Raw genomic sequence first — 25,691 nt, forward strand, 5'->3', positions numbered from 1 at the left:
CTTCTTAATTTTTGCGGACTAAAGTCCTCACTACCAACCTTTTTTTGCGTTGGAAGCGAGATAATAAGATTCCCAAGTAAGGTTCGCAGCATCGGACTTCAGTCCTTCTTAATTTTTGCGGACTAAAGTCCTCACTACCAACCTTCTACAGTAAGGTTCGCAGCATCGGACTTCAGTCCTTCTTAATTTTTGCGGACTAAAGTCCTCACTACCAACCTTTTTTTGCGTTGGAAGCGAGATAATAAGATTCCCAAGAAAATAGGCTGGCGAACAGCCAGCCTAGAATCAGGAGAAATTTAATTGAAACTTGTTGAAATTCTAGCTAAACAAACCAGAAATACCGCCGACTGCTATTGCTCCAGCCAGAGCCGAAACAACCACAGAAGTTAGAGCCGTACCGAACAGCCACCAAGCAGCAGTTGCGGCTGCTTCGCGCGCATCTTCTGCTTGCTGCTTGGTCTTTTTATTGATATCTTTAATGCGTTTTTTGGCTTGCTCTTGCAGGCGTTCCGAGCGCGACAGCACGCTGTCCCGGGCTCCTTCAATTTGGTCGATAATTTTGTTAGCTTGGTCTTCTGAAATATCGGAGCGAGAGCTAATTACTGCGACTAAAGTACCGCGATCGAACTCGCCTAAACGCTCTTTAATCGCATCAAATCCGGCCTGCGGGTCGTCAAATACTTTGCGGATGTCTCGTTTGATGCTTTCGTAGTTGAGTTCTGGTCGATCGAGGGAATTGAGGTAATCCCGAATTTTCGCGAAAATACCGTCAATTGCCGACTGGAACTTGTCTTGCACCATTTGAAGTTGTTCCACAAACTCGTTGCGGACTGATTCAATACGATCGGCAATTTGGTTTGCTTCCTCTTCGGAGATGTCTTCCCGCTGCGACAGCAAGGCTACCAGCGTACCGCGATCGAAGTGCTTCAGGCGATCGCCCAAACTTTGCATCCCCATTCCCGGCTCGTTAAACAACAACTGCAAATCGCGTTTGATACCTTCGGGATTGAGTTCTTCCTTGTTGGTATTCTGCAAGTAATTTTCCAAACTTCCTTGGAAATCCTTGACAGTTTTTTGAGCGCGAGATGCCAAACGACGGGGCGATTTCACGATGCTGCGAATCGAATCTTGCACGCGGTCGATCGTCCGATCGATTTGTTCTTCGCTCAAATCTTCCCGCTGCGAAAGCAACTTGACTAAGGTTTCGCGATCGACCTGAGAAAGTCTTTCCCGAAGTGCCAAAGTACCCTCTTTCGGATTTTCAAACAATTTGGTCAAATCTCGATTGATGGCTTCTGGATCGAGTTCTTCCAGGTTTGTATTCCGCAGGTACTCGCCAATTTTTGCAGTAACTTCCTCGTACTGTTGCTTAGCTCTATCTGCAACTCTTTGCGGCGCGTGGATAATGTTGTCGCGCACAGATTCGATCCGGTCGATCGCCCCATTTATCTGTTCTTCGTTGAGGTCTTGGCGCTGCGACAGCAGTTGCACCAGCGTATCGCGGTCGAATTGAGACAAGCGTTCTCTCAGCGCTTTCAATCCCGCTTCCGGGTCGCTTAACAGCGTTTGAAACTCGCGCTCGATCGCTTCAGGATTGAGTTCTTCCTTGTTAGTATTGCGGAGATAGTCTTCTACCTTTTGGCGCAATTCTTGCGCTTTCGATTGCGCTTGCTCTTGCAATTCTTGAGATTTGGCAATTACGCGATCGCGCGAACTTTCCAGCCGCCCGATTAACTGATCTGCTTCTTCCGGGCTGAAATCTTCCCGCTGGCCGAGCAACTGCACCAAAGTATCGCGGTCAAATTGCGACAGGCGATCGCGCAAAGCCTCAAAACCAGCATCGCGATCGTCCAAAAGCGCTTGGAAGTCCTTCTCGATACCTTCAGGATTCAGCTCATCTTTGCCGGTCGATCGCAAATAATTCTCAACTCGGCTGCGTAAATCTTGAGACTGTTCCTCACCAGCAGCATCTCGAACAATTCCCAAAACTTCTTGACGGACACCTTCAAGCTGTTCGGCAATTTCCGCCGCCTGTTCCTGACTAAACCCCTCGCGGCGGCTCAAAATCCCTACAAAATACTCAGGATTCAACTGTTCTAACTGGCGCAATACTGCCCCCGGAGAAGCTTCGGGATCGTAAATAACATCCCTAAATTCCTGCTTGATAGTTTCTCGGTTGAGATGCCAAGGTTGAGTATTCAGCAAGTAATTTTCCACATCAGCCTTAGCTGTATTGAAAGGCAGCGCAGGCAATTTATCGCCCACCTTATCGCTCAAAGACTTAGCTTTTTCCTTCCCTTTTGCAGTCAGTTGCTGCAACTGACCAGAGATTTTTTCAACATCCAAATCCGACAAATCCGTCCGCGACAAAACAGTACCAACCAGAGCTTCCACACCAAACTGCATTGCTCGGTTCATGCCCCCGCTGGACTCCGATTTGTTGTCCCGATTTTCCAGAATTTGAGACAATTTGGCGTTGAGTTCGTCAGACTTCAGCAAATCGGGAGCCGCAAACTTGAGAAAATCAACCAACTCTAAATTCGGGTCTTTCTTTTCTTGCTGCTTGCCAAATGTTTGCTTCCAAACGCCTTCTAGTTGGTCGGCCACTAGATTTATTTCTTCTTGAGAAAAATCACTGCGGCTGCTAATCAAATCCACAAAAGTCTGGCGGTTAACATTCTTTAAAACATCGGTTCCCGCCAGAGATTTGATATCGGCATCCCCCAGCAATTTTTCAAATTGACCGCGAATTTCCTTGACATCTAACTTCGGCAACTGCAAAGAACCCACATAATCTTGCAGTGTTTCGCGAATGCTCTCCGGGTCTACAGCCGAGCTCAATTCGCGGCGGACAGCAGCCACAGATGCTTCTACAGTATTGACCATTTGGTCGCCCGCCATCTTGCCGCCGATCGCTGAACCGGCAGTACCCATGATGCCTTGAATGCCTGAAAAAGCAGTTTTTATCAAGGAACCAATCATCGAACCGACGGCGCTAGAACCGAGCCATACCAGGGTTAAAAAGTACGCAGCCCAGATGACCACACCAATAATTGCCGCTCCATCTACCGAGGCAATTGAAGTTAATTTGACGGCCAGAAAACAAGCTAAAAATAAAGCTAGGTTAACTGTGACTAAAATCCAACCGCCGACTAAACCTTCAGTCTTCCGAACTTTAGTGCCTAAAGTTTCAAACTCGTCATCATCGTCATCGTCGGGTAAAGCCTCATCCCAATTTGAGATTTTGGCAGCGATTGAGAAATTAGTTAACAGGAACTGGAAGCCGAAAGCCATGATGACTCCGGCAATTAATGCCACGAAAAACTGAGGACTTAGAAACATCAGCCCTGCGATATCGGGGTGCTGGAACGGGACATCTCTCTGCACCGGCATTTGGGCAATATTGAATTTGGGACTGTACAGCCACATTAATAACTCACTTTCAAACATAAATTACCTCCTAAACTTTGATGCCGAATCAGGCATATTGAAATTAGCCCCTAACATTTAACTAGGGGAATTGACACTTTTTAGATGGTGGTTTTTTTCGTCAGGCTTTATCTTAAGGAAGCCCTAATTCGTGAAATAAGGATGAATAGTAAATCAGTTCTTTAGTTATGTCATCCTTACTGCTGATTATGGCTCTGGAAGCGGAAAAATAAATCCCTCTAAAGTCAGAAATGAGTTGATTTGCGAGGAGTAGCCGTAGAGTTCGCCCAAAAAATGCAGGTTTGAGGCGGGGGCGATGGCTAGTAATTATCACAGGGGCCGTCAAGACTTTTTATGTAATTAATGGGGCGTGGTTACTTAATAAAGTGCGATTTGGCGCACCCTACAGATTGTAGAGCGCGCTGCTGAGTTAGGATTCCGGTTGGTTTTTAGACGCATCGAAACGAGCTAGTAATTCAGCCCGATCGAGCTGCATAATCAGCCGCATGATTTCAAGAGGTTCTAGTTGAATCAAAGGCTCGATTATTTGGGCTAATTCTTCATCAATCTCACTAAATTTTACTTGTAGCAGATTCTCAACCATCAGGCGTTGAGCGCGCTGCATACCTTGCTGGATACCTTGCTGGATACCTTGCTGGATACCTCGTTGAGTTGCATCTTCAAGCCGTTGCAAATAGAGGGGTGACAGTTCCATAATTAACTCCCGATCTTCTCGATCTATGTCTTGGCGGATTTCTAAAATCGTTCGCAAGTTGTACAACAATTCTAACGCGCTCAACCGAAAGAAATTATCAGAGGGTAATTCTCTCAATTCGGCAATAGCTTGCTTTTGCACGTTTCCCTTCCCTAAAACCCTCAGCCACAGCGTTTCGGGAGTGCGGGGCAGTTGGTGAATGGCAATGATTGCTGCTTTCAGAGACGGACTCAGAAAATAAACTCCATTTACCCAATTTTCGGGTTCGGGAATCGCTCCAAATCCAGCTAACATAACGTCGGAAACCGTCGGCGACAGTATCCAGAGTTGGGGCAAGTCTGCCTCTGCAATCCTGCTATTATCTCTGGCTGCGACTCGTTCATATTCGGCGTGGACATCAAATAGTTTGCCCAAACAACTGCGAATTTCTCCGGTTTGAACAGGACTGCGGAATGGTTCCAATACAGCGGGTTTTGCTGCGATTTGACCCAAAATGCCGAGGGCTGTTGGTTCGACTTCAGGTTCCGCTTTGGGGGCAAAAAAAACGTCAATCTGCCTCACTTCTCCAGCAATGTCGAGGCTGGTTTCGACATTGCCGAGAGGGGTTAATAGTTCTTTGAGATACTGTTTTGCGAATTGGTCGTGAATAAATCTAGTCATGAGAATTGTCAGCTATCAAGTGTTTAAAAACCTCGCGACTACTCATCTACTCGCTACTCGTTACCAAGCTATACCTGGTAATGCATATCCGGAGGTTCTGCCTCCATTGTTGCAGCGGAGGCTCTGCTTCTGGAAAATTTCATGCTCTGGCTGGGAACCAGTTAAACCAGTTAAAGCCAGTTAAATCTGCTCGTGAAAATTGTCAGATATCAACTGTTTAAAACTCTCGCCATCAACTATCAATTATCAACTGTCAACCATCAACTGTCAACTTTTGGCAGCATTTACCCTCGCAGTTGCGAATGCTGCGAATACAGCCGTACTCCTCGAAACGTTGACTGTGTTTGCGAACAGTAGGATAGGCCAGTAAATATAATGGAATTCCGATTAGTTTGTAAAGCAATCGACCAGCAGCATGAACAATATCCCAAATTTCGCTTAAATTAGGTTCTCGAACAAATTCTCCTATTTCATCTTTTAAGGCAAGCCATTGAGATTGCACAGTAGGAGAGTGACAATTATCAAATACTGCCATACCTTTTTCGTAGTTGTGCCAAATTTTATTCATATATTTAATCAAATCGGGCTTAATTCTGATAATATCAGAAGTTGATCTAAAATTACAATCATCCGGTATTTTAAGGAAATCAGCCATGCGACTCTCTCAAATGCTTTTTGTCACTCTGCGGGAAGACCCCGCAGAAGCAGAAATTCCCAGCCACAAACTATTACTCCGTGCGGGATACATCCGGCGCATCGGTAGCGGCATTTACGCTTATCTCCCTTTGATGTGGCGAGTTCTCAAAAAAGTCTCTCAAATTGTGCGGGAAGAAATGGATGCTACCGGCGCTCAAGAATGCCTTCTCCCGCAACTGCAACCTGCTGATTTGTGGCGGGAATCAGGTCGCTGGGATACCTACACTCAAGCTGAAGGTATCATGTTTTCTCTCACAGACCGTCGCGATACTGAGTTGGGATTGGGCCCAACTCACGAAGAGGTAATTACTACAATTGCTAAGGATATGGTTCGTTCCTATCGGCAGTTGCCTTTGCATCTCTATCAAATTCAAACTAAGTTTCGCGATGAAATTCGCCCGCGTTTTGGGTTGATGCGCGGTCGCGAGTTTATTATGAAAGATGGCTATTCTTTTCACACTAGCGAAGAAAGTTTGAAAAAAACTTATCAGGATATGGATCGAGCATACAGCAATATGCTGCGCCGCTCGGGCTTGGAATTCCGAGCAGTAGATGCCGATTCTGGTGCAATTGGTGGCTCTGGTTCTCAAGAGTTTATGGTGCTGGCAGAAGCGGGTGAGGATGAAGTTCTTTATACTGAAGACGGTCAGTATGCTGCTAATGTGGAGAAGGCTGTATCGATTCCTGCTGAGGCGGAAGTGTCGCCCTTTGCAACTTTTGAAAAGCGGGAAACGCCGGGAACTGACACAATTGATAAACTTGGCAAGTTTGTGAAGTGTTCTCCGACGCAAGTTGTCAAAAATGTGCTTTATCAGGCTGTTTATGACAGCGGTATTACAGTTTTGGTATTGGTAAGCATTCGCGGCGACCAGGATGTGAATCAGGTAAAGTTGCTGAATGAATTGACGAAGTTAGCGGGCAATTATCAAGCTAAAACTGTTTTATTTTTGACGGTTCCTGATGCGGAAGCTCAGGGGAAATGGGCGGCTAAATCTTTGCCTCTGGGTTATATGGCTCCGGATCTTGCTGATGATTATATCGCTGCAAGCAAGGAGGTAAATTCTAAGTTTTTGCGTTTGGTCGATCGCACCGCAGTTGACCTGACAAACTTTGTCACTGGTTCTAACGAGTCAGGATACCACGTTGTGGGAGCTAATTGGAACAAAGAATTTCCGCTACCTGCAACGGTTGTGGGTGTCAGAACGGCCAAAAAGGGCGATCGGGCGGTGCACAACCCGGAACAAACCTTGCAAAGCGCCAGAGGTATCGAAGTCGGCCACATCTTCCAATTAGGAACCAAATACTCGCAAGCAATGGGCGCCACCTACACCAGCGAACAAGGCGAAGAAATGCCCTTAATTATGGGCTGCTACGGTGTCGGCGTGTCGCGGCTGGCTCAATCTGCCGTAGAACAATCCTACGACAAAGACGGGATCATCTGGCCAGTGGCGATCGCGCCCTATCACGCCATCATTAGCATCCCCAACATTTCCGACGCCCAACAAGTAGAAGTCGCCGAAAAACTCTACGCAGAACTCAATCAATCTGGCATTGAAACATTACTAGATGACCGAGACGAACGAGCCGGAGTTAAATTCAAAGATGCCGATTTAATCGGCATTCCCTATCGCATTGTTACAGGTCGTTCGCTGAAAGCAGGTAAAGTTGAAATTGTGGAAAGAGCAACTCACAAATCCCATGAAATTCTCATTGAGGAAGTCAATTCTACTTTGAAAGAGTGGATTGAGGCAGCCCTCAAATAAGCCTTAATAACGGTAAGGTGCGCAGTGCGCAACGTATAGAGGTAAGGTGCGCAGTGCGCACCCTACATTAACGAGTAATAAGGTGCGATATGAATCTGAATATAAGTCAGTTTCTTCGATTCCCTCAATCCCGAATTTGGCGCTACTTAGCCCAAGTAACTGTCGTTGCGATCGCTTACGCCGTGGGGGCGAGACTAGCATTTGCAATTCAAGGTGTCAATCCCTTTGCTGCCTCGGTGTGGCCCCCCGCAGGAATTGCACAAGCTGGACTTTTATTGTTTGGCAGAAAAGTCTGGCCTGCAATTGTTTTGGGTATATTTATACTCAATTTTGTTAACCCAACTGAACAGATATTTGCGGTTTGGCTGGGAGGAAACATTGGTGCTATTCTGCAAGCTGTTTTTGGAGCAACTGTGCTGCGCTGGCTGGGGTTTCGTCCCTCTCTAGAACGTTTGAAAGATGTAGTTAATTTAATCTTGTTTGGCGGTATAATTTCTACTCAAATCAGTTGTACTATCGGCGCGCTTTCCATATATTTAGCTGGTAAAGTAGATTTGTCAGCATATTGGTCGCTTCGGTGGAATTGGTGGTTGGGTGACGCAATGGGAGTTTTGATTTTGACTCCCTTAATCCTGATATTTTTTCGTCCTCAAGTAACCGCCGATCGTTTAAAACTACAAACATATCTTCCGAAAAATTATTTAATTTGGCGGGGAGTATGGTTGCTCTTATTAATTGGGGTGAGCTGGTTTGTATTTGAATCAAAAAATGACGCTTCTCTTTCTCGCTATCCCCTTGAATATTTGCCGTTTCCTTTGATAATTTGGGCGGCGCTCCAATTCGGTCAGCGGGCCGCTGTTCTGGCATCGTTAGTTGTCTCAAGTATCGCAATTTTAGGCAGTTCTAATGGAGGTGGCCCGTTTATAGCCAAAGCAGAAAATATTAATCAGGCTATTTTATTTTTACAAGCTTTTATGGCTGTAGTTACGATTACTTCGCTGTTATTGGCAGCGACGGTAGCCGAACGCGCAGCAGCCGAAAATTCTCTGCGTGAAAGTGAAATTAAATATCGAGAGTTGGTTGAGAATGCTAATAGTATTATTGTCAAATTAGAGCGAAACGGTAAAATCATTTTTTTTAATGAGTTTGCCGAAATATTGTTTGGCTACAATCAGGAAGAAATCCTGGGGAAAAATGCACTGGGAACAATTATTCCCCAAACCGACGAGGAAGGGAATAACTTAGAGTTGGTTTATAATGAAATTTTACAAAATCCCGATCGCTTTACTAACTATGAAAATGAAAATATCCGGCGCAACGGATCTCGCATTTGGGTATCTTGGGCAAATAAACCGCTGTTTGATGCAGCGGGAGAACTCCAGGGCATCCTCTGCATCGGCACAGATATCACCGATCGCCGTAACGCCGAAATAGCCTTGCAAAAGTTGAATGAAAAGCTGGAAATACGAGTAGAAGAGCGGACAAATGCCCTGAAACAAAGCGAACTTCAGCTACAGAAACAGAAATCGGCATTAATTGATTTAGCCAAAAATAAAGCGCTGAATCAAGGGGACTTAACCAAAGCACTTGAAGAAATTACTGAGACTGCTAGCCGTACTCTGGAAGTTGCGCGATCGAGTGTCTGGTTGTACGATCGCCCTAAATCTAAGATGGAGTGCTTGGATTTGTTCGATCGCACCGCCAACCAGCACTCAAAGGGTATGGAATTAGCAGAAGCAGACTATCCTGTCTATTTTAAAGCACTTCAAGAAGAACGAGCAATTGCGGCTTTTGACGCACAAAAAGATTTGAGAACTAGAGAATTTGTGGAAGATTACCTAATTCCGTTGGGCATCACTTCCATGCTAGACACGCCGATTCAAATAGGCGGAAAAACAGCAGGAGTTCTCTGTTTGGAACACGTAGGAATGCCCCGCAATTGGACTATTGAAGAACAAAGTTTCGCTGTTTCTCTAACAGACTCTGTAACTTTTGCAGTAGAAGCGCGGGAACGCCAGCGGGCTGAAGCAGCGCTGCGGCAAGCTGAGGCCAAATACCGCAGCATTTTTGAAAATGCGATCGTCGGTATCTTTCAAACTACTCCCGATGGGGAATATCTCAGCGTCAATCCAGCTTTGATTCGCATTTATGGTTACAGTTCCTGCGAGGAGTTGATGGCAAATTTAACTGATATTAATCGCCAGCTATATGTCGATCAAGAACAGCGCGCTGAAGTCATAGATTTAATGCGAATCAACGGCAAAGTATCGGATTTAGAATCTCAAGTTTACCGTCAAGATGGCAGTATAATTTGGACTGCCGAAAATGCTTATACTGTCTGCGATATACATGGAAATTTGCTTTATTACGAAGGTACTGTTGAAGATATCACAACTCGCAAAGAAGCTGAGGCAGCTTTGCGCTTAGAACAAGAAAAATCCGATAGCCTCCTGCTCAACGTGTTACCACAAGCGATCGCCGAAAGACTCAAACAAGACCAAAGCATCATCGCCGATACTTTTGCCGAAGTAACAGTATTGTTTGCCGATATAGTCGGTTTTACCCAAATTAGTTCCCAAATTTCTCCGCCGGAATTAGTTTCGCTGCTTAACGACATTTTTTCTACCTTCGATCGCCTAGCCCAAAAGCACGGATTGGAAAAAATTAAGACCATTGGTGACGCTTATATGGTAGTTGGAGGGCTGCCCCTGCCCCGCAGCGATCATGCAGAGGCGATCGCCCAAATGGCCCTGGATATGCAGCAAGCAATTATTGATTTCAGCCACACCCAAAATCAAGATGTCAGCATCAGAATCGGCATCAACAGCGGCCCAGTTGTCGCGGGAGTCATCGGGATTAAAAAATTTATCTACGATTTGTGGGGAGACACCGTTAACACCGCTTCTCGCATGGAATCCCACGGCTTACCGGGCTGTATTCAAGTCACTTCTGCAACTTATGAACGATTGCAAGAAAAGTATGTATTTGAAAGTCGCGGCGCGATCGAAGTTAAAGGCAAAGGTGAAATGACTACTTATTTACTGAAATGTAGAATGTAGTTCTAATCTAGGTTTGTAATCGGGACTTGAGTCGTTTGTTTTCTGATTCGTGGAGAAGGAGTGAAGTCCTCACTAGGAAGGCTTTTTTTGTAAAAGTAAGGGCGATCGCACTTTTAATTTTATACGATCGCCCTTTGTGCTCAATTAGCAAGGTTATTTAAAGCTTGTAAAGGTTAATTCCAGCTTTCTTGGCCATAATTTCCAAACCCTTGTGTTCCAAGGTTTTAATTGCCTTCGTAGAAAGGTGCAATCTTACCCAGCGCTTTTCCTGCGGCCACCAAATCCGCTTCCACTGTAAATTTGCGTCTTGCAACTTGTGAGTGCGGTGGTGCGAGTGAGAAACCGCAAAACCGTTATTCGCCTTCTTCCCCGTTAACTGACATTTCCGTGACATATTGCCCTCCAGACTACTTGTTTGTGATGCAGCCTTTTATTATAGAGCAAGGACTAGGCGCGCAATGCGCGCCACACTTGCAAGATTACATTGCACGTTCAGTTAATTTTGTCAAGACATTGTTCGATCGCTCGACAAACTCTTTCATCCCCTCAGCATCGAAACCCTTCTGGGCCATCAAAGCCAAGTCATAAACGTGGTGACAAATCATACTCGCCAACTGCGCCGACGGAGACTCGCCACCGTCTTGAATAATCGCACCCTGACTCAAATTAGCCAGATTTTGAATCAGCGGGTGAGACGTATTCACCAGCAAAACGTGTTCTTCGGGGAATTCCGCTGCTTGCTGCTGTAACAGCGCCGTCATATCCCGCATCCGGCGCAAAGCTTCCGGTAAAAGGACGATCGCAGGTGGCGCACCCTCAGTAGAGTCAGACTTCAAAGCTTCGGTGCGGATGTTCACTTTCGGCTTGTTGAGAGCATTTTGGAACATTTCTTTAACTTGTTCGCTGCGAGTTTTATTCGTCGCCGGATCGACAATTTCCGCTTCTTTTTCTTTATCAATTAGCGTGTCGTCAATGTCCGAATCAACCCGCAAGAATTTAACATCAGAATATTCTCGTTCCAAGAAACTGATAAAGTGCGTGTCGATGAAAGAATCCATAAACAGCACTTCTAAACCTTGGCTTTTGTGCAGGGCGACGTAAGTTGCTTGAGACGCAGGTTCCGTACAGTAAAACACGCGATTTTCGTGACGTGTTTGATTGCGTTCCAAATACTCTTTCAGTGTCGTATAAGGCAGTGTCGAAGCGGAACTATCCGATTTGGGAGTCACATCTTGCCACAAATCTCCGTCCTCTGTTTGCACCTGCACTTCTGGGGTTGTAGTTTCTGGCTTGTCCGCTGTTGGCTCGTAGGTGCTGCGGTAGATTAAGATATCTTCGACTTGCTTTTTGAACTTGTCATCGTTGAGAGCTCCAAACTTGACAAAAGTTCCGATATCTTGCCAGCAGCGGATGTATTCCGATCGGTCGTCGCGGTAAAGTTCCTTCAGGCGATCGCCTACTTTTTTCGCAATATAGTCAGCGATTCTCCGCACGGTGCGATTGCTTTGCAAAGAACTGCGAGAAACGTTCAGCGGAATATCGGTACTGTCAATGACTCCCCGCAGCGGCATCAAAAATTTCGGGATAATTTCTTCGCAGTGGTCGCTGACAAAAACCTGATTGCAGAATAGCTTAATGTTGCCTTGGGTAACATCAACATCCGGCCGCAATTTGGGGAAGAAAAGAATGCCGTTGACAATAAAAGGATAGTCTGTATTCAGGTGTACCCAAAGCAGCGGCTCGTCTTGGAACGGGTAAAGGTAGCGGTACAGTTCCAAGTAATCTTCTTTTTGCAAATTGCTGGCTGATTCCCGCCAGATTGCTTTGTGTTTGTTGAGTTCTTCTCCCTCAAATTTGATGGGAACCGGCATGAAATCGCAGTAGGTTTTGATTAACTGCTTGATGCGGCTGGCTTCTACATATTCCTGTTCTTCATCTTGGAGAGTGAGAGTAATTGTAGTACCGCGTTCGGTGCGGCTAGATTCTGATAGTTCAAAAGCGGGGGAACCGTCGCAAGACCAATGTACTGCTTGGGAACCTTCTTTGTAGGAAAGAGTGTCAATGTCTACTTTCTTGGCAACCATGAAAGAAGAGTAGAAACCGAGTCCAAAGTGACCGATAATTGCGTCGTCGCCGCTGCCTTGGTATTTTTGAATAAATTCTTCGGCGCTGGAAAAAGCGACTTGGTTGATGTATTTTTTAACTTCGTCGGCGGTCATGCCGATGCCGTTATCGGAAATTGAGAGAGTTTTGTTTTCTGTGTCGATCGCAATGTTGATTTGCGGTTCGCCAATGTCGCCGCTGTATTCGCCGGAACGGGAAACCATTTTGAGTTTGGCAATGGCATCGACGGCGTTAGAAATTAGTTCCCGCAAGAAGACTTCGTGGTCGGTGTATAGCGACTTCTTGATAATCGGGAAAATATTCTCGGTATGGATAGAGATTGTTCCCTGTTCTAAAACTGTCATACTTCTTCGCTAGGTATTTTTTAAGAGTCATTCGTCATTCGTCATTCGTCAGTAGTTATTTGTTAGTTGTTATTTGTTAGTTGTTAGTTGTTATCACTTATTAGTTATTAGTAAACTATCAACTAAGATGGCCCGCACGGGACACCGCCCCTGCCAACTATCAACTGCCAACTGCCAACTATCAACTGCCAACTGCCAACTGCCAACTGCCAACTGCCAACTGCCAACTGCCAACTGCCAACTGCCAACTGCCAACTGACAACAGCCAACTGACTAATGACTATTTATTGATTTTGGGCGATCGCGCTACCTTTTGCCAAAGGGATTACCACAAAAAATGATTCGGTTTCCCTCACATAGTACCTTAGAAAGGCAACCGCAGGACAAAGGTGCTGCCGAAACCCACTTCGCTGCGGGCGCTGAGGCTGCCACGGTGGGCCGTAACGATCGCCTGCGCGATCGCCAATCCGAGTCCCGATCCGCCGGTATGGCGCGATCGATCGCTGTTGACTCGGTAAAATCGATCGAATATGCGCGCTAAATCTGCCGCCGGTATCCCAATACCGGTATCTTGCACCTGAATTATCGCCTCCTGGTGAGTGCAATCTAAAACCGCTGTGACTTTTCCCCCAGCCGGAGTGTATTGAATGGCATTGACAATTAAATTCGTAACTAAACGGTAAAGTCGATCGGCATCTCCGACGACATTCAACGGCTGCTGTACGCGGATTTCGGAGGTTAGCGCTACCTCGGAAGATTTCGCCAAAGCCGCCAATTCCTCGACTAAATCGTTCACCAAGTCATTCAAACAACAAAGCTGAGGGCGATCGGATCTCACCTGAGAGTCCATCCGCGCCAACAGCAACAAATCAGCCACTAACTGAGTCAATCGTCGGTTTTGGCGATCTACAGTTCGCAAAATTTCCCGCGCCTCTTTTTCATTCAATTCAGGCATCAACAGCGCCGATTCTACTGTTGATTGAGATGCCGCTAAAGGAGTCCGCAATTCGTGGGCAGCATCCGCTGTAAACTGTTGGATTTGTCGGTAAGAAGAATAAATCGGTTTCATTGCCAATCCTGCCAGCCACCAACTAGAAAACCATACAAAAATTAACGCTGTCGGCAATCCCAATTTCAAAACCAATTTCACTCTACTGAGATAACTGTTGAAGTCTTGCAAACTCCGCCCCAGTTGAAAATATCCCCATTTTTTCTGGGTTTGAGGGTGCAGCGATACAGTAATTTGGTGATAAACGTTGCCTTGGCTATCAGTTATTTTTTGCCATTGTTTAGGCTGAAATTCGGGTGGTAATCCTTCTGGATAAGCGCCTGCTGTAGCAACCAATTTTCCCGAATAATCAAATAAACGAATATAGTAATAGCCTTGGTTGATAGTGCTTAAAATAGGGCGGTTTGGCAACGGTTCTTTAATGCCATTAGCTCCAATTAGGCGAAGGTTGGGCAAAAGTTCGTTTACTGTTGGCTCCAAGCGTCCGGGCTGCTGCAACTTGAGTTCTAGGCTGTCGTGCAGCGTCCCCGCTACCGATTGTAATTCCCTGTCTATGGCTACCCAGTGAGCGTGGGCGATCGCCTTATATACGCAAAATCCCAACAAGCTTAAAATCAAACCCATTACTGCGGCATAGGAAATGGCTAATTGCGATCGAGTTCGATTAAATAGTTTGTTTTGATTCACATTAAGTTCAATTAATTTTAATATTTAACATTAATATTTAAGAAGGTATCTTGTAGGGGCTGGTTCACCAAAAATTTCAGCAAAAAACCAACAATCTCAAAAACCAGCCCCCACCCAACGGTAAATCTATATAGCAGTTCTCAGAAAGATGAGGATGGCCCTATGCCCTATGCCCTATGTCCTATGTCCTATAGTACCTCACCTTTTTGAGAAAGGCTATATCTCTCCCCTTTTCATCCGATATCCAACACCGTGGACAGTTTCAATTAAATTCGCGCAATCAACTGATTCGAGTTTGCGCCGCAGCAAGCGCACTTGAGCGGCTACTACATTGCTAAAAGAATCTGCGCTTGCTTCCCATATCTGATTCCGAATTTGGTCGGTAGTGACAATTTGGTTCGGATGTTTCATTAAATATTCTAGCAGTTGAAATTCTTTGTTAGTCAGCGAAATATTCTGATGTTTCCCGTGGGAGTCGAGATGAAAAACAGTGCGACTTCCGCAATCTAAGGCTAGATTGCCGATTTGTAGCTGTTGGGGCTGAATTTGGGGCGATCGCCTTTGCAGAGCCCGCAACCTTGCTAACATTTCCGCCATCCCGAAGGGCTTGACTAAATAATCGTCAGCCCCGGCATCCAATCCCGCGACTTTATCTTCCATCCTGTCTTTTGCTGTCAGCATCAAAACTGGCAAAAAACAATTTTTTTCGCGCAATTTTTGCAGTAGTTCTATTCCCGATAATCCCGGAAGCAACCAGTCAAAAATAGCTAAGGTGTATTGCATCCAATGACTCTCTAAATATTCCCAAGCTTCATTGCCGTCTTGCGCCCAATCAACTATATATTTTTCCTGTTTTAAGGTTCGTTCGATCGCTTTTCCTAAATCTGGCTCGTCTTCAACTAGCAAAACTCTCATAAGATTAATTTACAGCAGTCAATCTGTATATATTGTTAGCTGCCGCGAGCGCCAACCCCCAACATATAAGTTGACACACTTAGATGAAATCAGTATGAAATATCCTGAGTTCGCATAATAAAGATAACAGTTGACAAAAATTGACAATAAGCTGAAAATGTCTTATACTCGAATGCAGCCCAAATTTTGAGAATTATTATCAAGAAGTATGGCAGACTTATCCGATCGCTCCGTGATGAAAAAGCCGGGGCACTGGACTCGCCGCCAACTCCTACAGCTAGGAATAGCTGGTGCTGGGGTAGCCGGAGGCGCGATCGCACTGCAAAATTTCACCCAAAAGCGATCGGCTGCACCGAGAATACCGCCAATGGCTGCCGATCCAGTCCCAGGTAGCACGATCAACCCGATGCAAATTGCGCGGGATTTTGATTACGGCACGGTGACGCGGGAAAACGGGCGCACGGTGCGGGAATTTCGCCTGGAAGCGAACACATCGATCATCCAACTTAACAGCGCCGTTAGTTTCAACACTTGGAATGTGAACAATCGCGTACCCGGGCCGACATTGAGAGCAACTGAGGGCGATCGCATCCGGGTCATTTTTTCTAACAAAGCCGGACATTCTCATTCGCTGCACTTCCACGGCGTTCATCCCGTAGAAATGGACGGCGTTAAACCGATCCGAAACGGCTCTGCGTTTATCTATGAGTTCGACGCACTTCCCTATGGCGTGCATCTATATCACTGTCACATTGCCCCAGTGACCCGCCACATCGGTAAAGGACTTTATGGAATGTTCATTGTCGATCCGCCAAAACCTCGCCCACCAGCAGACGAAATCCTGTTAATCATGGGAGGTTACGACGTAAACGACAACCAAAAGAATGAGCTTTACGCTTTTAACGGAATACCCAATTATTACATGAACAACCCGATCCAGATTTACAAAAATCAGCTTATCCGGCTGTATGTAATGAACATGATTGAGTATGAATCGGCCGTGACTTTTCACCTGCACGCCAATTTTTTTGACGTATATCGCACGGGAATGACTTTAACTCCCAGCGAGAAAACAGATGTCATTACAATGGGAGTAGCTGAACGACATATTTTAGAATTTAGCTACAGCTACGCCGGAAAATATATGTTTCATCCCCATCAAGATGCGATCGCCGAAGCAGGCTGCATGGGTTTATTTGAAGTCATCGCTTAACCCAAATCGCGATCGATATGCGCCGATTATTAGTTAAGAAAATCTTAAATTATCTACCAAAATTTATCCTAAATAGGTAGAATCATTAACTCGCAAATAATTAAGAAACTTTCTTGATAACAGGCGAGTCAAACTGCACCCAACCCAAAAATCATCAACTGCCATGTTACCATCCTTTCGCCAATTACCGACAGCCGCTGCTACAGCCATCCTCGTTGCTTTGACTGGTTGCGTTTCCACCCCCACCAACACCGGCAGCACCGCCTCACCCACCCCCACTGCTACTACCGCAGCAACAAGCGGCCACAGCATGAATCACGGCGGCAAACCCGGCATTAACATTAATACCGCCATTCTTTCGGAGTTAGATAAACTCGAAGCCAAGTTAGGAATTCCGGCACTTTCTAACAAAATTCAAGCCAGCCGCCCCTACGGAAAAACCGAAGAATTGGTCTCTAAAAATGTCATTAATCAAGCCCAATTTGACCAAATTAAAGACATGGTAACTATTGAAGATGTTGTCCTCACAGGGGAAGCCAAAGATGTAGATTACATGACTAAACTCGGCTTGATGAAAGGGCATCTTTTCGTAGCAAAAGAACTCTTGGATGCAGGCAAAGTAGACCAAGCAGAACCGCACATCGGTCACCCGGTAGAAGAAATTTATGCCGATGTGGAAGACCAGCTAAACGAGCGAAAAGTTCCCGAATTCAAGACAACTTTAATTAAATTGCAGGATTTAATTAAAGCTGGTGCAAAAGATCCGGCTCAAGTAAATGCAGAATTTAATACATCAATGCAAGCTGTAGATGGAGCAATTGCCGCCCTTCCCGAAGCGCAGCGCCAAGATCCGAAATTCGTGCTGCAAGTGATTAACGGCTTGCTAGATACAGCTAATTCCGAATACGGAGCGGCAGTTGCTAACGGCAAAATTTCCGCAGTTATTGAATACCAAGATTCGCGGGGTTTCGTCATGTACGCGGAAACCCTGTACCAAAATATTGCCGCTCAAGTGGCTAAAACTAACCCGGATATCGACAAAGCAATTGTTGCTAATATGACTGAACTTAAGGCAAATTGGCCAACTGCGATCGCGCCGCCAGCCCCGGTAAAAACCACCGAACAAGTGGCCGTGCTCATTAAGGCGATCGAAAACGACAGCCAAAAAGTGCTCAAACCCGCCTCTTAAAAACGGTTTGTAGTGCGGACTTAACTCCGCACTACAAACCTTTCAAATATTATCGAGATTAAGTAAGTCTTTTTCCTTCTTCCTTAAGTCGCCGGATAACTAAAGCCTTCTTCCCTCTTCCTTCTTCCTTCTTTCCTCTTCCCTCTTCCCTCTTCCCTCTTCCTTCTTCCCTCTTCCTTCTTCCTTATTCCTTCTAATTAAAAAAATGAATTTCAGCGAAGCATTACCCACATTTGTAATTACTCTCCGCGAAGGAGTAGAAGCCGCCTTAGTTGTTGGAATCGTTCTAGCTTGCCTCAAAAAATCGGGACAAAGTTATTTAAGTCCTTGGGTTTATGGCGGTGTCGCCGTCGGACTTATTGCCAGCGCTTTGATAGGTGTACTGTTTGGCTGGACAATTCAAATTTTGTCCGCATCCAATCAACCCTTTGCACCAATTATGGAATCTCTGCTAGAGGCAAGTTTTGGAGTTTTAGCAATAGCAATGCTGAGCTGGATGCTGCTCTGGATGACCAAGCAAGCGCGATTTATGAAAGCCGAAGTCGAAGGCGCTGTAAGTGCTGCCTTAACGGACAAATCTCATGCAGGTTGGGGCGTATTTAGTTTAGTTTTGATTGCCGTTTTGCGCGAAGGATTTGAAACCGTTTTGTTTGTCCTCGCTAAGTTTCAACAAGGCATTCTTCCAGCCATCGGCGCTTTGGGAGGAATACTTTCAGCCGCCGGAATTGGCGCGCTGCTGTTTAAATGGGGAGTGAAAATTAATATCCGCCTGTTTTTTAAATATATGGGCATTTTATTGCTCTTTATTGTAGCGGGTTTAGTGGTATCTACTTTGGGATTATTTGACAGCGCGGTGAATATTTTATCGCAAGCCAATCGCGAGTCAGCAGGGATGTGTTTCTATTACGAAAGATTTGCCAAAGAGCACTCTTGCATTCTCGGGCCGATGGTGTGGAATACCTCGAAAGTGCTTCCCCAAGAAAAGTTTCCCGGCTTGTTGCTGAGCGCGATGTTTGGCTACACGGACAAACTTTATTTGGTGCAGGGCTTTGCTTATTTCGTCTTTCTAATCACCGTGGGCGGTATTTATCTCCAAAGTTTGAGCGGTAGAGTATTTTTTCCAATCAAATCAAAAAACAGCAGTAACGAAATAGAAAATTAAGTGCAAACAACAGGGTGCATCTATCTGGAAAATTAACATTAGTGAGATTTTAACCTAATTCAAATTAACTAAGGATTGTTTATGATTGACTTAGCAATTGCTACGGGTTCAGCAAACTCTGGAATGCTTAATTGGGAATGGCTGCAAGTTCTGATCGTAATTTCCTATTATGCAATTCCCACAATGCTGGTTTACTCGCTTTACAAAGGGCGAGATATCCCGTTTCAGTGGATGTTTTTGGTATTCGGAGCATTCTTCGTCGCCTGCGGCACAACTCACGTAATCCAAACATGGTATCTCTGGTTTCCTGAATCTTTAGTCTCACAATTCATGAAAGCGATTACGGCTTTCGTCGCTGGGAGTTCAGTTTTGTTGCTGTTGACATTGATGCCTTTTGCACTGGCACTTCCCAGCCCAGCAAGGCTAGAAGCCGCAAATTTAGCATTAGAAAATGAGATTGCAGAACGCCGGAAAGCCGAGACAGCACTGGCTGAACTAGCCGAAGTATTGGAACAGCGAGTGCAATCAAGAACTGGCAAACTTTGCCAAGCAAATAATTATTTAATTAAAGAAGTTCAAGAGCGAAAAAAAGCTAAAAAAGCTCTGCAACAATCTGAAGCAGAATTGAGAATAAAAGCCCGAGAATTAGAGCGAGCTTTGCAAAAACTTCAGGAAAGTCAAGCTCAATTAGTACATACCGAAAAATTATCCGCTTTGGGTGAATTGACAGCAGGAATTGCCCACGAAATTAACAACCCCATCAACTTTATTGATGCGAACATCGCCTACGCACGCAATTATGTTGAAGATTTGTTGCGTTTGGTCAACCTCTACGGCCAACATTATCCGAATCCGGTAGAAGAAATTCAGGAGGAAATTCAGACATTAGAATTAGATTTTCTCCGCGAAGATTTGCCCAAACTAATTACTTCAATGAAGGTAGGAACTGACAGAATTTGCGCGATTGTTTCGTCGATGCGTAATTTTTCGCGTTTAGATAAAGATGGCATGAGTGTGGCTTCGATTCACGAAGGAATCGACAGCACTCTGTTAATTCTCCAGCACCGACTGAAATCGAACGGCAAACTTCCGGGTATCGAATTGATTAAAAATTACGGGAATTTGCCGCTGGTAGAATGTTATGCAGGGCAATTAAATCAGGTGTTTATGAATATTATCAGCAATGCCATTGATGTTTTGCGAGACAGTTCTAATGCGGGTGTTTTGAATGGTCACAGAAGCTGTCCTACAATTGAGATTAGCACGGAAGTCGCGGAGGGCGATCGGGTAATCATCCGCATTTCCGACAACGGCGCTGGAATGACGGAAGAAGTCAAGGCTAAAATATTTAATCACTTTTTTACTACGAAACCCGCCGGTAAAGGAACGGGTTTAGGGTTATCAATTAGCTGCGAGATTGTTCGAGAAAAGCACTGTGGTAGCTTGGAGTGCCTTTCGAGAGTTGAAGAAGGTACTGAGTTTGTAATTTCGCTACCAATCAGGCAGCAGAAGTCTGAAACTAGCAGGTTATTGACAATGCAGCAAGCAGTTTGAATTTGATATTTTTAACGGCCGGTAGCCCAACGGGCGGCACTGTTGGTATTAGCAAACAGGTCAAATTCGCTATGAAAAAGGGTTGAAACCCCTGTCTAATAACAAAAGTCCTTGGCGGTCTTTCTGGCTTAAGTTGACACTAGCTGGGCGGGAGGTTCGTGCTACAATAAACGGGGATTTTGACTTTTGTAAAATTAGAGTAAAGCACAAAATCTTTGAATAAGGTGAGGAATATTAGCATTTTGCATGGCTCCTCCTGCAATAGATGAAATTTTAGCTACTTAAAATTGAATTATTCAATTATAACTTAGCAGGATTTACGCATTTATACCAAAGAAACCGGGTTTTTTCACGAAAATCCTTCGTTGCAGCCAAAAAATTAGGCAAAAAACCCGGTTTCTGGCCACCCGTGCTTCCAGGACTGTCAAACTACTGAGTGAATGTAAAACGACCGTCTACTTTTTCTCCGTTAATATCCGCATTCATCTTCACAGGATATTGACCCGGTTCTTTGCCGGGAAACACAACAGCGTAATGTTTGCCCTCTGGATCGTATTTGAGAGCTAGGGTTTGCTGCTTTCCATTCGGCAACTGCACTTGAGCCGTCACTTTTGCGTCAGGAACTGGTTCCTTTTTATCGCCTTTTTGCAGATACAAATCTAAGTGAGTTCCCGTAGCTTCTTTTTGAGGTACAAAATCTAAATGGTAAGCACCAGAATTGACAACTTGACCCCCGTTAGCTCCTTTCGCAGCAGAAGTCGTGGCGGGAGCGGAAGACGCAGGTTGAGAGGCCGCAGGAGGTGGTGGTGGAGTAGTATTTGTATCGCTGGTTTGGTCGCCTTTACCGCAAGCTCCCAACAAGAGCAATCCGACACTGCCTAGAATAATTAAACTTGACTTGAGCGTTTTCATGTGATTTACTCTTGGCGGACAATGATTGGTAAATTATGGCATTTTGAGACAGCTAGTCAATTAAAATTATTAAAACTTATTCATATATTAACCAACATAACTGTTGAAACAATGCTGGGCGAATCTCAGTAATTAAAAAACATATCGCCCTTGGATATGAGCGGAGACGACTATTAATCGAGAGATATTTTCATGGTTGATGGTATTTTGGTCTGTGGCTGCGAAAACTTGCACGCTTGATACTTGCTATCTTAAGTGCGATCGCACTCCTCACCGCGACAGCACCTCATCCATGTTCGATCGCCACTTAACCTAGGTTGACGCCCAAAAATGAAATCAAGATGAAATTTCTTAACTTTTAGACAGATAATCTTGCCAAGTTCTTGACATTTGCCCTGTAGAGTGAAATCGCCAACTCACATTGAAGGGATTTAACGGTGAAAACTTCAACTAAAATCACTCTTGTTGACAACTTAAGCAACGGCGAGATTAATGAAGACTCGTTAGCTGCAGGTAATGCCAGCACAGACAAGATGCTGGGCGGGCAGACAAAGGATGTGGTTCCACCATTCATTAATAATTTAGACGGCAGAATGTGGCACGATCCACTCGATCGCACAATAGGTAACGATTTGCTATCCGGTGAAGAAGAGAACGAGAAATCACTCAAAAAATTGCTAACTAAAATAAATCTTGCTAAGTTTTTGACTTTTGTGATCGACAGTGAAACTACAAACCTAAATTGAAAAAATTTAACACCATAAAAACTTCCAGAAAAATCGCTCTAGCAGCAGCTTTTGTCGGTAGTTTATAACTCAGTGGATTAGTCCGAACTGTGTACAGCCAGCAAAATCTCTGGTTGCCGCCATGCCTCGCAATAACAGCAATCCCAAAGCAGAAGCCAGTGATGGCGACGGCGAAACTAACGACGATGCCGAAGAAAAGCAAGAATCAAGTCGCCTGCAATCTAACGATGAATAAAATTGGTTTGTAGTGAGGACTTTAGTCCTTATATTTTGATAAAAACTTCAGTTTTTACTACAAACACCTGCTGATTGCGAGCAACTAACCAAACATTATATAGCGGTAGCGGTTCTCACAAAAGTGAGGTATACCCTATGCTCTATGCCCTATGCCCTATGCCCTATGCCCTATGCCGGATAGTACCTCATCTTTCTGAGAAAGGCTATATGATAGGGTAGTTTGATTTTTACCACAATCACAAGCTACCCTTTGCCATTCGCTGGAATTGAGCAATGCAATACTAGACTTGTCTGGTTTGTAACCTCAGCATTGCGATGCAAAGCGTCAGCCAAAGATAGCCGATGCCGTAGCCACCAATGATATCTGTTGGCCAGTGTACTCCTATATACATCCGACTCAGGCTAATAAGAGCGATCGTCAAAACAGCTCAAGTATATATTAATTTGGAAAACTTCGGAAAGTGAGCGGAAAGCAGGTAAGCTAGAAACCCATACATTACAAAACTTCCTAAAGCATGACCGCTCGGAAAACTAAAGGATGTTTCTGCAATTAAGCTCGGAAAAAGATGGGGACGAGGTTTAGTAAAAAACAACTTCAATCCAGTATTTAGAATCAAGGCTCCCAAACAAGCAAGAGCAAAAAAATTAGCTTCCTCGCGGTAATGCTGCCACCATAGAATTCCCAGCGTGACTGCCACAATCACTATAACTACACGGGGATCAGCAAGCTGAGTAATTGTTAGCATCACAGCATCTAGACTCGGATTTGCATATCCGTGCAGCCAGTACAGCCAAGAAGTATCAAAAGCAAAAGCTTCTCGTTCTAAGATTTCTTCAAATAGCCACGCTAAAATGAAACTGATTAGCAGAAAACTGGTAAGTCCAACTACACCAATTGTCACAATTAAAGTATTTAAGCGTGGGTTGATATGCTGCAACCAAAATTCATATATTTCTCGTAACATAATCAATCCAACTCAACAAATTTCAAATCATGTACAATTTATATCACAATCTTTAAATAGTTTTTAATATTTAAAAAACATCAATAAAGCGATGTATTTTCACCTATTTTAAAAGAGTGATCTGGCAATTTTACAGTGAAACAACTGCCAACTCCGAGCTTACTGGTGACGGTAATTGAGCCGCCGTGATTTTGGGCAATGGTTTGGGCGATTGCTAATCCCAAGCCAGAACCTCCATTCCAATAGGAACGAGATTCATCTGCTCGCCAAAACCGCTCAAAAATCAGCTTAATATGCTCCGGTGCAATTCCCACACCCGTATCTCGGACGCTGACAATGCAATAGGAAACGAGACGGTTGGCTGTTAGTTCAACTGTTCCTCCAGATGGCGTGTAGTGAAGTGCATTTTCAATTAAATTGGTGAACAGTCGCGTTAGTTGGTTTGAATCACCTACTAAATTAAGATTTTCTGTTATATGAAATTTTAAATTAATTTGTTTGAGTTCGGCGCGAGACTGATAAAGCTGAATTAAGTTATCCAAAACAACAGTTAAATTGACAGAAGTTTTATTGACGCTTGCCACTTTATCGGTTCTTGCTAACAGCAGCAAATCTTCGGTTAGCTGCGTCATTTGATTCGCCGCACTAGCAATAGCCTGAAACTTTTCGGCATCTAACTCTCTCATCCCCTCTGGGTATTTTAATGCTACCGCTAGGTTACTTTTTATAGCCATCAAAGGGCTACGAAATTCGTGAGAAGCATCGGCGGTAAACTGCTTTAAACTTTTAAAACTATCCTCAATTGGCTGCATCGCTAAACGAGTCAATATCACTCCGCCAACACCGCTAAAAATCAAGGCTATCAGGATTCCACACCCTAGCCCTAAATTGAATTTATTTAAGGTTTCGTCAATTTCATCGAGGGATTGGCTTACTCTTATATAGCCGATTATTTTACCATTTTCCCTCTCAATTATTGGCAAGGTAATTCCTTGAATTCGATTTTTTGCTGTTGGCAATTGTACTGTCTCGCTGAATGATAATGGTATGGCAAGTACAAACCTGCCTTGTTGAATTATCGTATTTCCTTTAGTATCAAATAATTCCAAACCTTGATTGTTATCAATTATAGTTTGCACGTTAAAATCAGTATCAAATCTTATACGTCCGTTTTCCCATTCTGTATTGGCAGATGCTCCTTCTCCTAAAACTGTCAGTTTTTCTGTTAGCTGGTCGGTGAGACTGCGAGCGAAAATTAGTCTAACGCCAATTGCAAAAATACTTAATATTGATGCCAGTACAAGCAGGTAAGATAATAGCAAACGAGAGCGAATTTTCTCAAACATACTTAGGAAAAATAATTAGCTATAAAAAATGCAAATATATTGGTAGATTTTCAATATATTTGAGATCTAACAAGATTGCATCAATTTTTGATATAGAAACTGCAGATGTAAGGTAGATGCAACACAGATGCAACGCAAATGTTTTGAAAGAAGTGAAAAGGAAAGAGTGCTGTTTGTCTAGAGTTGTTAGTGATGGCTGATGAGTCGATAACCAATGCCGTAAACTGTTTCGATAAAATTTTCTGAAGTTCCGGCTGCTTTGAGCTTGCTACGCAAATTTGTGATGTGAGTTTTGACTGTTCCTTCTCCTGAAGCTTTATCAAAATTCCACAATTTATCTAAAATTGCCGAGCGTGTCAAAACTTGAGTGGGACTTTTTAAGAAACATTCTAATATCATATACTCTTTGGGAGTTAAAGATAAGGCGTTTCCTGCATAAGTAACGGTGCAGCTAGTGGGATTGAGTTGTAAATGACCGTGGGTTAGAATCAGGGGTTTGGTTTCTGGAATTCTCCGAGATAAAGCTCTAATTCGGGCGGCTAATTCTTCTAATTCAAAGGGCTTAACTAAGTAATCGTCAGCTCCTGCATCGAGTCCAATGACTCTATCTAAGGTGGTATCGCGTGCTGTCAGCATCAAGATGAGAACGTGAGAGCGATCGGCACGCAGACGCTTGCACAGTGATATACCATCTAATTTGGGCAGCATTAAATCTAACAAAATTAGGTCGTAATTGACCGATCGCGCATATTCCCAACCCTCTAGCCCGTCAGTCGCTATATCTACGACGTGGTTTTGATGCCTTAAGTCTTCTGCAAGGGGTTTGACAATGCGAAGATCGTCTTCAACTAGCAAAATTCTCATTTTTTTATATCGAGATATCTTTCTCAACAGTATGATATCGTGTCCTGTCGATTGACCGCAATAAGATTAGTTCGTAGCATCGGACTTAAGTCCGATGCTGCT

19 protein-coding genes and 1 pseudogene are annotated in these 25,691 nt (G+C 44.3%); 7 read left to right on the forward strand and 13 right to left on the reverse strand.

The genetic code is table 11. The features are described 5' to 3' along the window. Positions 1 to 318: 318 nt before the first annotated feature. The 3 genes from QUB13_RS06215 to QUB13_RS06225 form a co-directional block, all read right to left on the reverse strand. On the reverse strand, positions 319 to 3,450 hold the full coding sequence (locus QUB13_RS06215; RefSeq protein WP_333379716.1) for an MFS transporter: 3,132 nt from the start codon (positions 3,448 to 3,450) through the stop codon (positions 319 to 321). A gap of 409 nt (positions 3,451 to 3,859) precedes the next feature. After that, complete coding sequence (locus QUB13_RS06220) at positions 3,860 to 4,804, reverse strand: hypothetical protein (RefSeq protein ID WP_333379717.1); 945 nt, start codon at positions 4,802 to 4,804, stop codon at positions 3,860 to 3,862. Between the two features lie 253 nt (positions 4,805 to 5,057). Further along, a complete protein-coding gene (locus QUB13_RS06225; protein WP_333379718.1) occupies positions 5,058 to 5,372 on the reverse strand; it encodes a hypothetical protein in 315 nt (104 codons plus the stop codon). An 85-nt stretch (positions 5,373 to 5,457) separates the two neighbouring features. Here QUB13_RS06225 and proS point away from each other — a divergent pair, with 85 nt between their 5' ends. Together proS and QUB13_RS06235 are read left to right on the forward strand one after the other, a co-directional pair. Then, positions 5,458 to 7,263 carry a proline--tRNA ligase gene (gene proS, locus QUB13_RS06230; RefSeq protein WP_333379719.1) on the forward strand — a complete coding sequence of 602 codons (1,806 nt, stop codon included), beginning with the start codon at positions 5,458 to 5,460 and terminating at the stop codon, positions 7,261 to 7,263. Between the two features lie 89 nt (positions 7,264 to 7,352). Next, entirely contained in the window at positions 7,353 to 10,322 is a 2,970-nt protein-coding gene (locus QUB13_RS06235; RefSeq protein ID WP_333379720.1) for an adenylate/guanylate cyclase domain-containing protein, read from the forward strand. Between the two features lie 157 nt (positions 10,323 to 10,479). On the opposite strand, the gene rpmB is transcribed toward QUB13_RS06235, so the two are convergent. From rpmB to rppA, 5 genes are all read right to left on the reverse strand, one after another. Further along, positions 10,480 to 10,716: a 50S ribosomal protein L28 gene (gene rpmB / locus QUB13_RS06240; RefSeq protein ID WP_194011072.1), complete on the reverse strand. Its 237-nt coding sequence runs from the start codon at positions 10,714 to 10,716 to the stop codon at positions 10,480 to 10,482. 85 nt (positions 10,717 to 10,801) lie between these two features. Next, complete coding sequence (gene htpG, locus QUB13_RS06245) at positions 10,802 to 12,790, reverse strand: molecular chaperone HtpG (RefSeq protein ID WP_333091569.1); 1,989 nt, start codon at positions 12,788 to 12,790, stop codon at positions 10,802 to 10,804. A 122-nt stretch (positions 12,791 to 12,912) separates the two neighbouring features. Continuing rightward, complete coding sequence (locus QUB13_RS06250) at positions 12,913 to 13,059, reverse strand: hypothetical protein (protein WP_333379721.1); 147 nt, start codon at positions 13,057 to 13,059, stop codon at positions 12,913 to 12,915. Between the two features lie 95 nt (positions 13,060 to 13,154). Next, the gene (rppB, locus tag QUB13_RS06255; RefSeq protein ID WP_333379722.1) at positions 13,155 to 14,486 is read right to left on the reverse strand and encodes a two-component system sensor histidine kinase RppB; all 1,332 of its coding nucleotides are present in this window, start codon (positions 14,484 to 14,486) and stop codon (positions 13,155 to 13,157) included. A gap of 216 nt (positions 14,487 to 14,702) precedes the next feature. Beyond that, a complete protein-coding gene (gene rppA / locus QUB13_RS06260; protein WP_333379723.1) occupies positions 14,703 to 15,401 on the reverse strand; it encodes a two-component system response regulator RppA in 699 nt (232 codons plus the stop codon). Positions 15,402 to 15,609: 208 nt separating this feature from the next. Here rppA and QUB13_RS06265 point away from each other — a divergent pair, with 208 nt between their 5' ends. Together QUB13_RS06265 and QUB13_RS06270 are read left to right on the forward strand one after the other, a co-directional pair. Beyond that, the gene (locus tag QUB13_RS06265; RefSeq protein ID WP_333379724.1) at positions 15,610 to 16,614 is read left to right on the forward strand and encodes a multicopper oxidase domain-containing protein; all 1,005 of its coding nucleotides are present in this window, start codon (positions 15,610 to 15,612) and stop codon (positions 16,612 to 16,614) included. A gap of 163 nt (positions 16,615 to 16,777) precedes the next feature. After that, on the forward strand, positions 16,778 to 17,803 hold the full coding sequence (locus QUB13_RS06270; RefSeq protein WP_333379725.1) for a helix-hairpin-helix domain-containing protein: 1,026 nt from the start codon (positions 16,778 to 16,780) through the stop codon (positions 17,801 to 17,803). A 99-nt stretch (positions 17,804 to 17,902) separates the two neighbouring features. On the opposite strand, the gene QUB13_RS06275 is transcribed toward QUB13_RS06270, so the two are convergent. After that, on the reverse strand, positions 17,903 to 18,034 hold the full coding sequence (locus QUB13_RS06275; protein ID WP_333379726.1) for a hypothetical protein: 132 nt from the start codon (positions 18,032 to 18,034) through the stop codon (positions 17,903 to 17,905). Between QUB13_RS06275 and QUB13_RS06280 the strand changes: the two genes are divergently transcribed. Beyond that, positions 18,009 to 18,965, forward strand: coding sequence for an FTR1 family iron permease (locus QUB13_RS06280; RefSeq protein ID WP_333379727.1), 957 nt, complete (start codon positions 18,009 to 18,011; stop codon positions 18,963 to 18,965). The two genes, QUB13_RS06275 and QUB13_RS06280, sit on opposite strands and share 26 nt — an antisense overlap. An 81-nt stretch (positions 18,966 to 19,046) precedes the next feature. Further along, positions 19,047 to 20,519 (forward strand): sensor histidine kinase, encoded by a 1,473-nt coding sequence (locus QUB13_RS06285; RefSeq protein WP_333379728.1) that lies wholly within the window; start codon positions 19,047 to 19,049, stop codon positions 20,517 to 20,519. 429 nt (positions 20,520 to 20,948) lie between these two features. Here QUB13_RS06285 and QUB13_RS06290 read toward each other — a convergent pair whose 3' ends face one another. Continuing rightward, positions 20,949 to 21,431: a hypothetical protein gene (locus tag QUB13_RS06290; RefSeq protein ID WP_333379729.1), complete on the reverse strand. Its 483-nt coding sequence runs from the start codon at positions 21,429 to 21,431 to the stop codon at positions 20,949 to 20,951. 437 nt (positions 21,432 to 21,868) lie between these two features. Here QUB13_RS06290 and QUB13_RS06295 point away from each other — a divergent pair, with 437 nt between their 5' ends. Then, positions 21,869 to 22,177 carry a hypothetical protein gene (locus QUB13_RS06295; protein WP_333379730.1) on the forward strand — a complete coding sequence of 103 codons (309 nt, stop codon included), beginning with the start codon at positions 21,869 to 21,871 and terminating at the stop codon, positions 22,175 to 22,177. A 518-nt stretch (positions 22,178 to 22,695) separates the two neighbouring features. Here the strand turns inward: QUB13_RS06295 and QUB13_RS06300 are convergent. The 3 genes and pseudogenes from QUB13_RS06300 to QUB13_RS06310 all read right to left on the reverse strand — a co-directional run bounded on the left by QUB13_RS06300 (position 22,696) and on the right by QUB13_RS06310 (position 25,589). After that, positions 22,696 to 23,379, reverse strand: a pseudogene (locus QUB13_RS06300) (phosphatase PAP2 family protein). Between the two features lie 80 nt (positions 23,380 to 23,459). Further along, positions 23,460 to 24,725: a sensor histidine kinase gene (locus QUB13_RS06305; RefSeq protein WP_333379731.1), complete on the reverse strand. Its 1,266-nt coding sequence runs from the start codon at positions 24,723 to 24,725 to the stop codon at positions 23,460 to 23,462. A 186-nt stretch (positions 24,726 to 24,911) separates the two neighbouring features. Then, positions 24,912 to 25,589, reverse strand: coding sequence for a response regulator transcription factor (locus QUB13_RS06310; protein ID WP_333379732.1), 678 nt, complete (start codon positions 25,587 to 25,589; stop codon positions 24,912 to 24,914). Positions 25,590 to 25,691: the final 102 nt, after the last annotated feature.

This window comes from Microcoleus sp. B4-D4 (assembly GCF_036705185.1).
GTDB lineage: Bacteria > Cyanobacteriota > Cyanobacteriia > Cyanobacteriales > Microcoleaceae > Microcoleus.

Coding starts and splice junctions, on each gene's coding strand:
- QUB13_RS06215 (WP_333379716.1), bottom strand. CDS start 3,450: ATGTTTGAAAGTGAGTTATTAATGTGGCTGTACAGTCCCAAATTCAAT.
- QUB13_RS06220 (WP_333379717.1), bottom strand. CDS start 4,804: ATGACTAGATTTATTCACGACCAATTCGCAAAACAGTATCTCAAAGAA.
- QUB13_RS06225 (WP_333379718.1), bottom strand. CDS start 5,372: ATGAATAAAATTTGGCACAACTACGAAAAAGGTATGGCAGTATTTGAT.
- proS (WP_333379719.1), top strand. CDS start 5,458: ATGCGACTCTCTCAAATGCTTTTTGTCACTCTGCGGGAAGACCCCGCA.
- QUB13_RS06235 (WP_333379720.1), top strand. CDS start 7,353: ATGAATCTGAATATAAGTCAGTTTCTTCGATTCCCTCAATCCCGAATT.
- rpmB (WP_194011072.1), bottom strand. CDS start 10,716: ATGTCACGGAAATGTCAGTTAACGGGGAAGAAGGCGAATAACGGTTTT.
- htpG (WP_333091569.1), bottom strand. CDS start 12,790: ATGACAGTTTTAGAACAGGGAACAATCTCTATCCATACCGAGAATATT.
- rppA (WP_333379723.1), bottom strand. CDS start 15,401: ATGAGAGTTTTGCTAGTTGAAGACGAGCCAGATTTAGGAAAAGCGATC.
- QUB13_RS06265 (WP_333379724.1), top strand. CDS start 15,610: ATGGCAGACTTATCCGATCGCTCCGTGATGAAAAAGCCGGGGCACTGG.
- QUB13_RS06270 (WP_333379725.1), top strand. CDS start 16,778: ATGTTACCATCCTTTCGCCAATTACCGACAGCCGCTGCTACAGCCATC.
- QUB13_RS06280 (WP_333379727.1), top strand. CDS start 18,009: ATGAATTTCAGCGAAGCATTACCCACATTTGTAATTACTCTCCGCGAA.
- QUB13_RS06285 (WP_333379728.1), top strand. CDS start 19,047: ATGATTGACTTAGCAATTGCTACGGGTTCAGCAAACTCTGGAATGCTT.
- QUB13_RS06290 (WP_333379729.1), bottom strand. CDS start 21,431: ATGAAAACGCTCAAGTCAAGTTTAATTATTCTAGGCAGTGTCGGATTG.
- QUB13_RS06305 (WP_333379731.1), bottom strand. CDS start 24,725: ATGTTTGAGAAAATTCGCTCTCGTTTGCTATTATCTTACCTGCTTGTA.
- QUB13_RS06310 (WP_333379732.1), bottom strand. CDS start 25,589: ATGAGAATTTTGCTAGTTGAAGACGATCTTCGCATTGTCAAACCCCTT.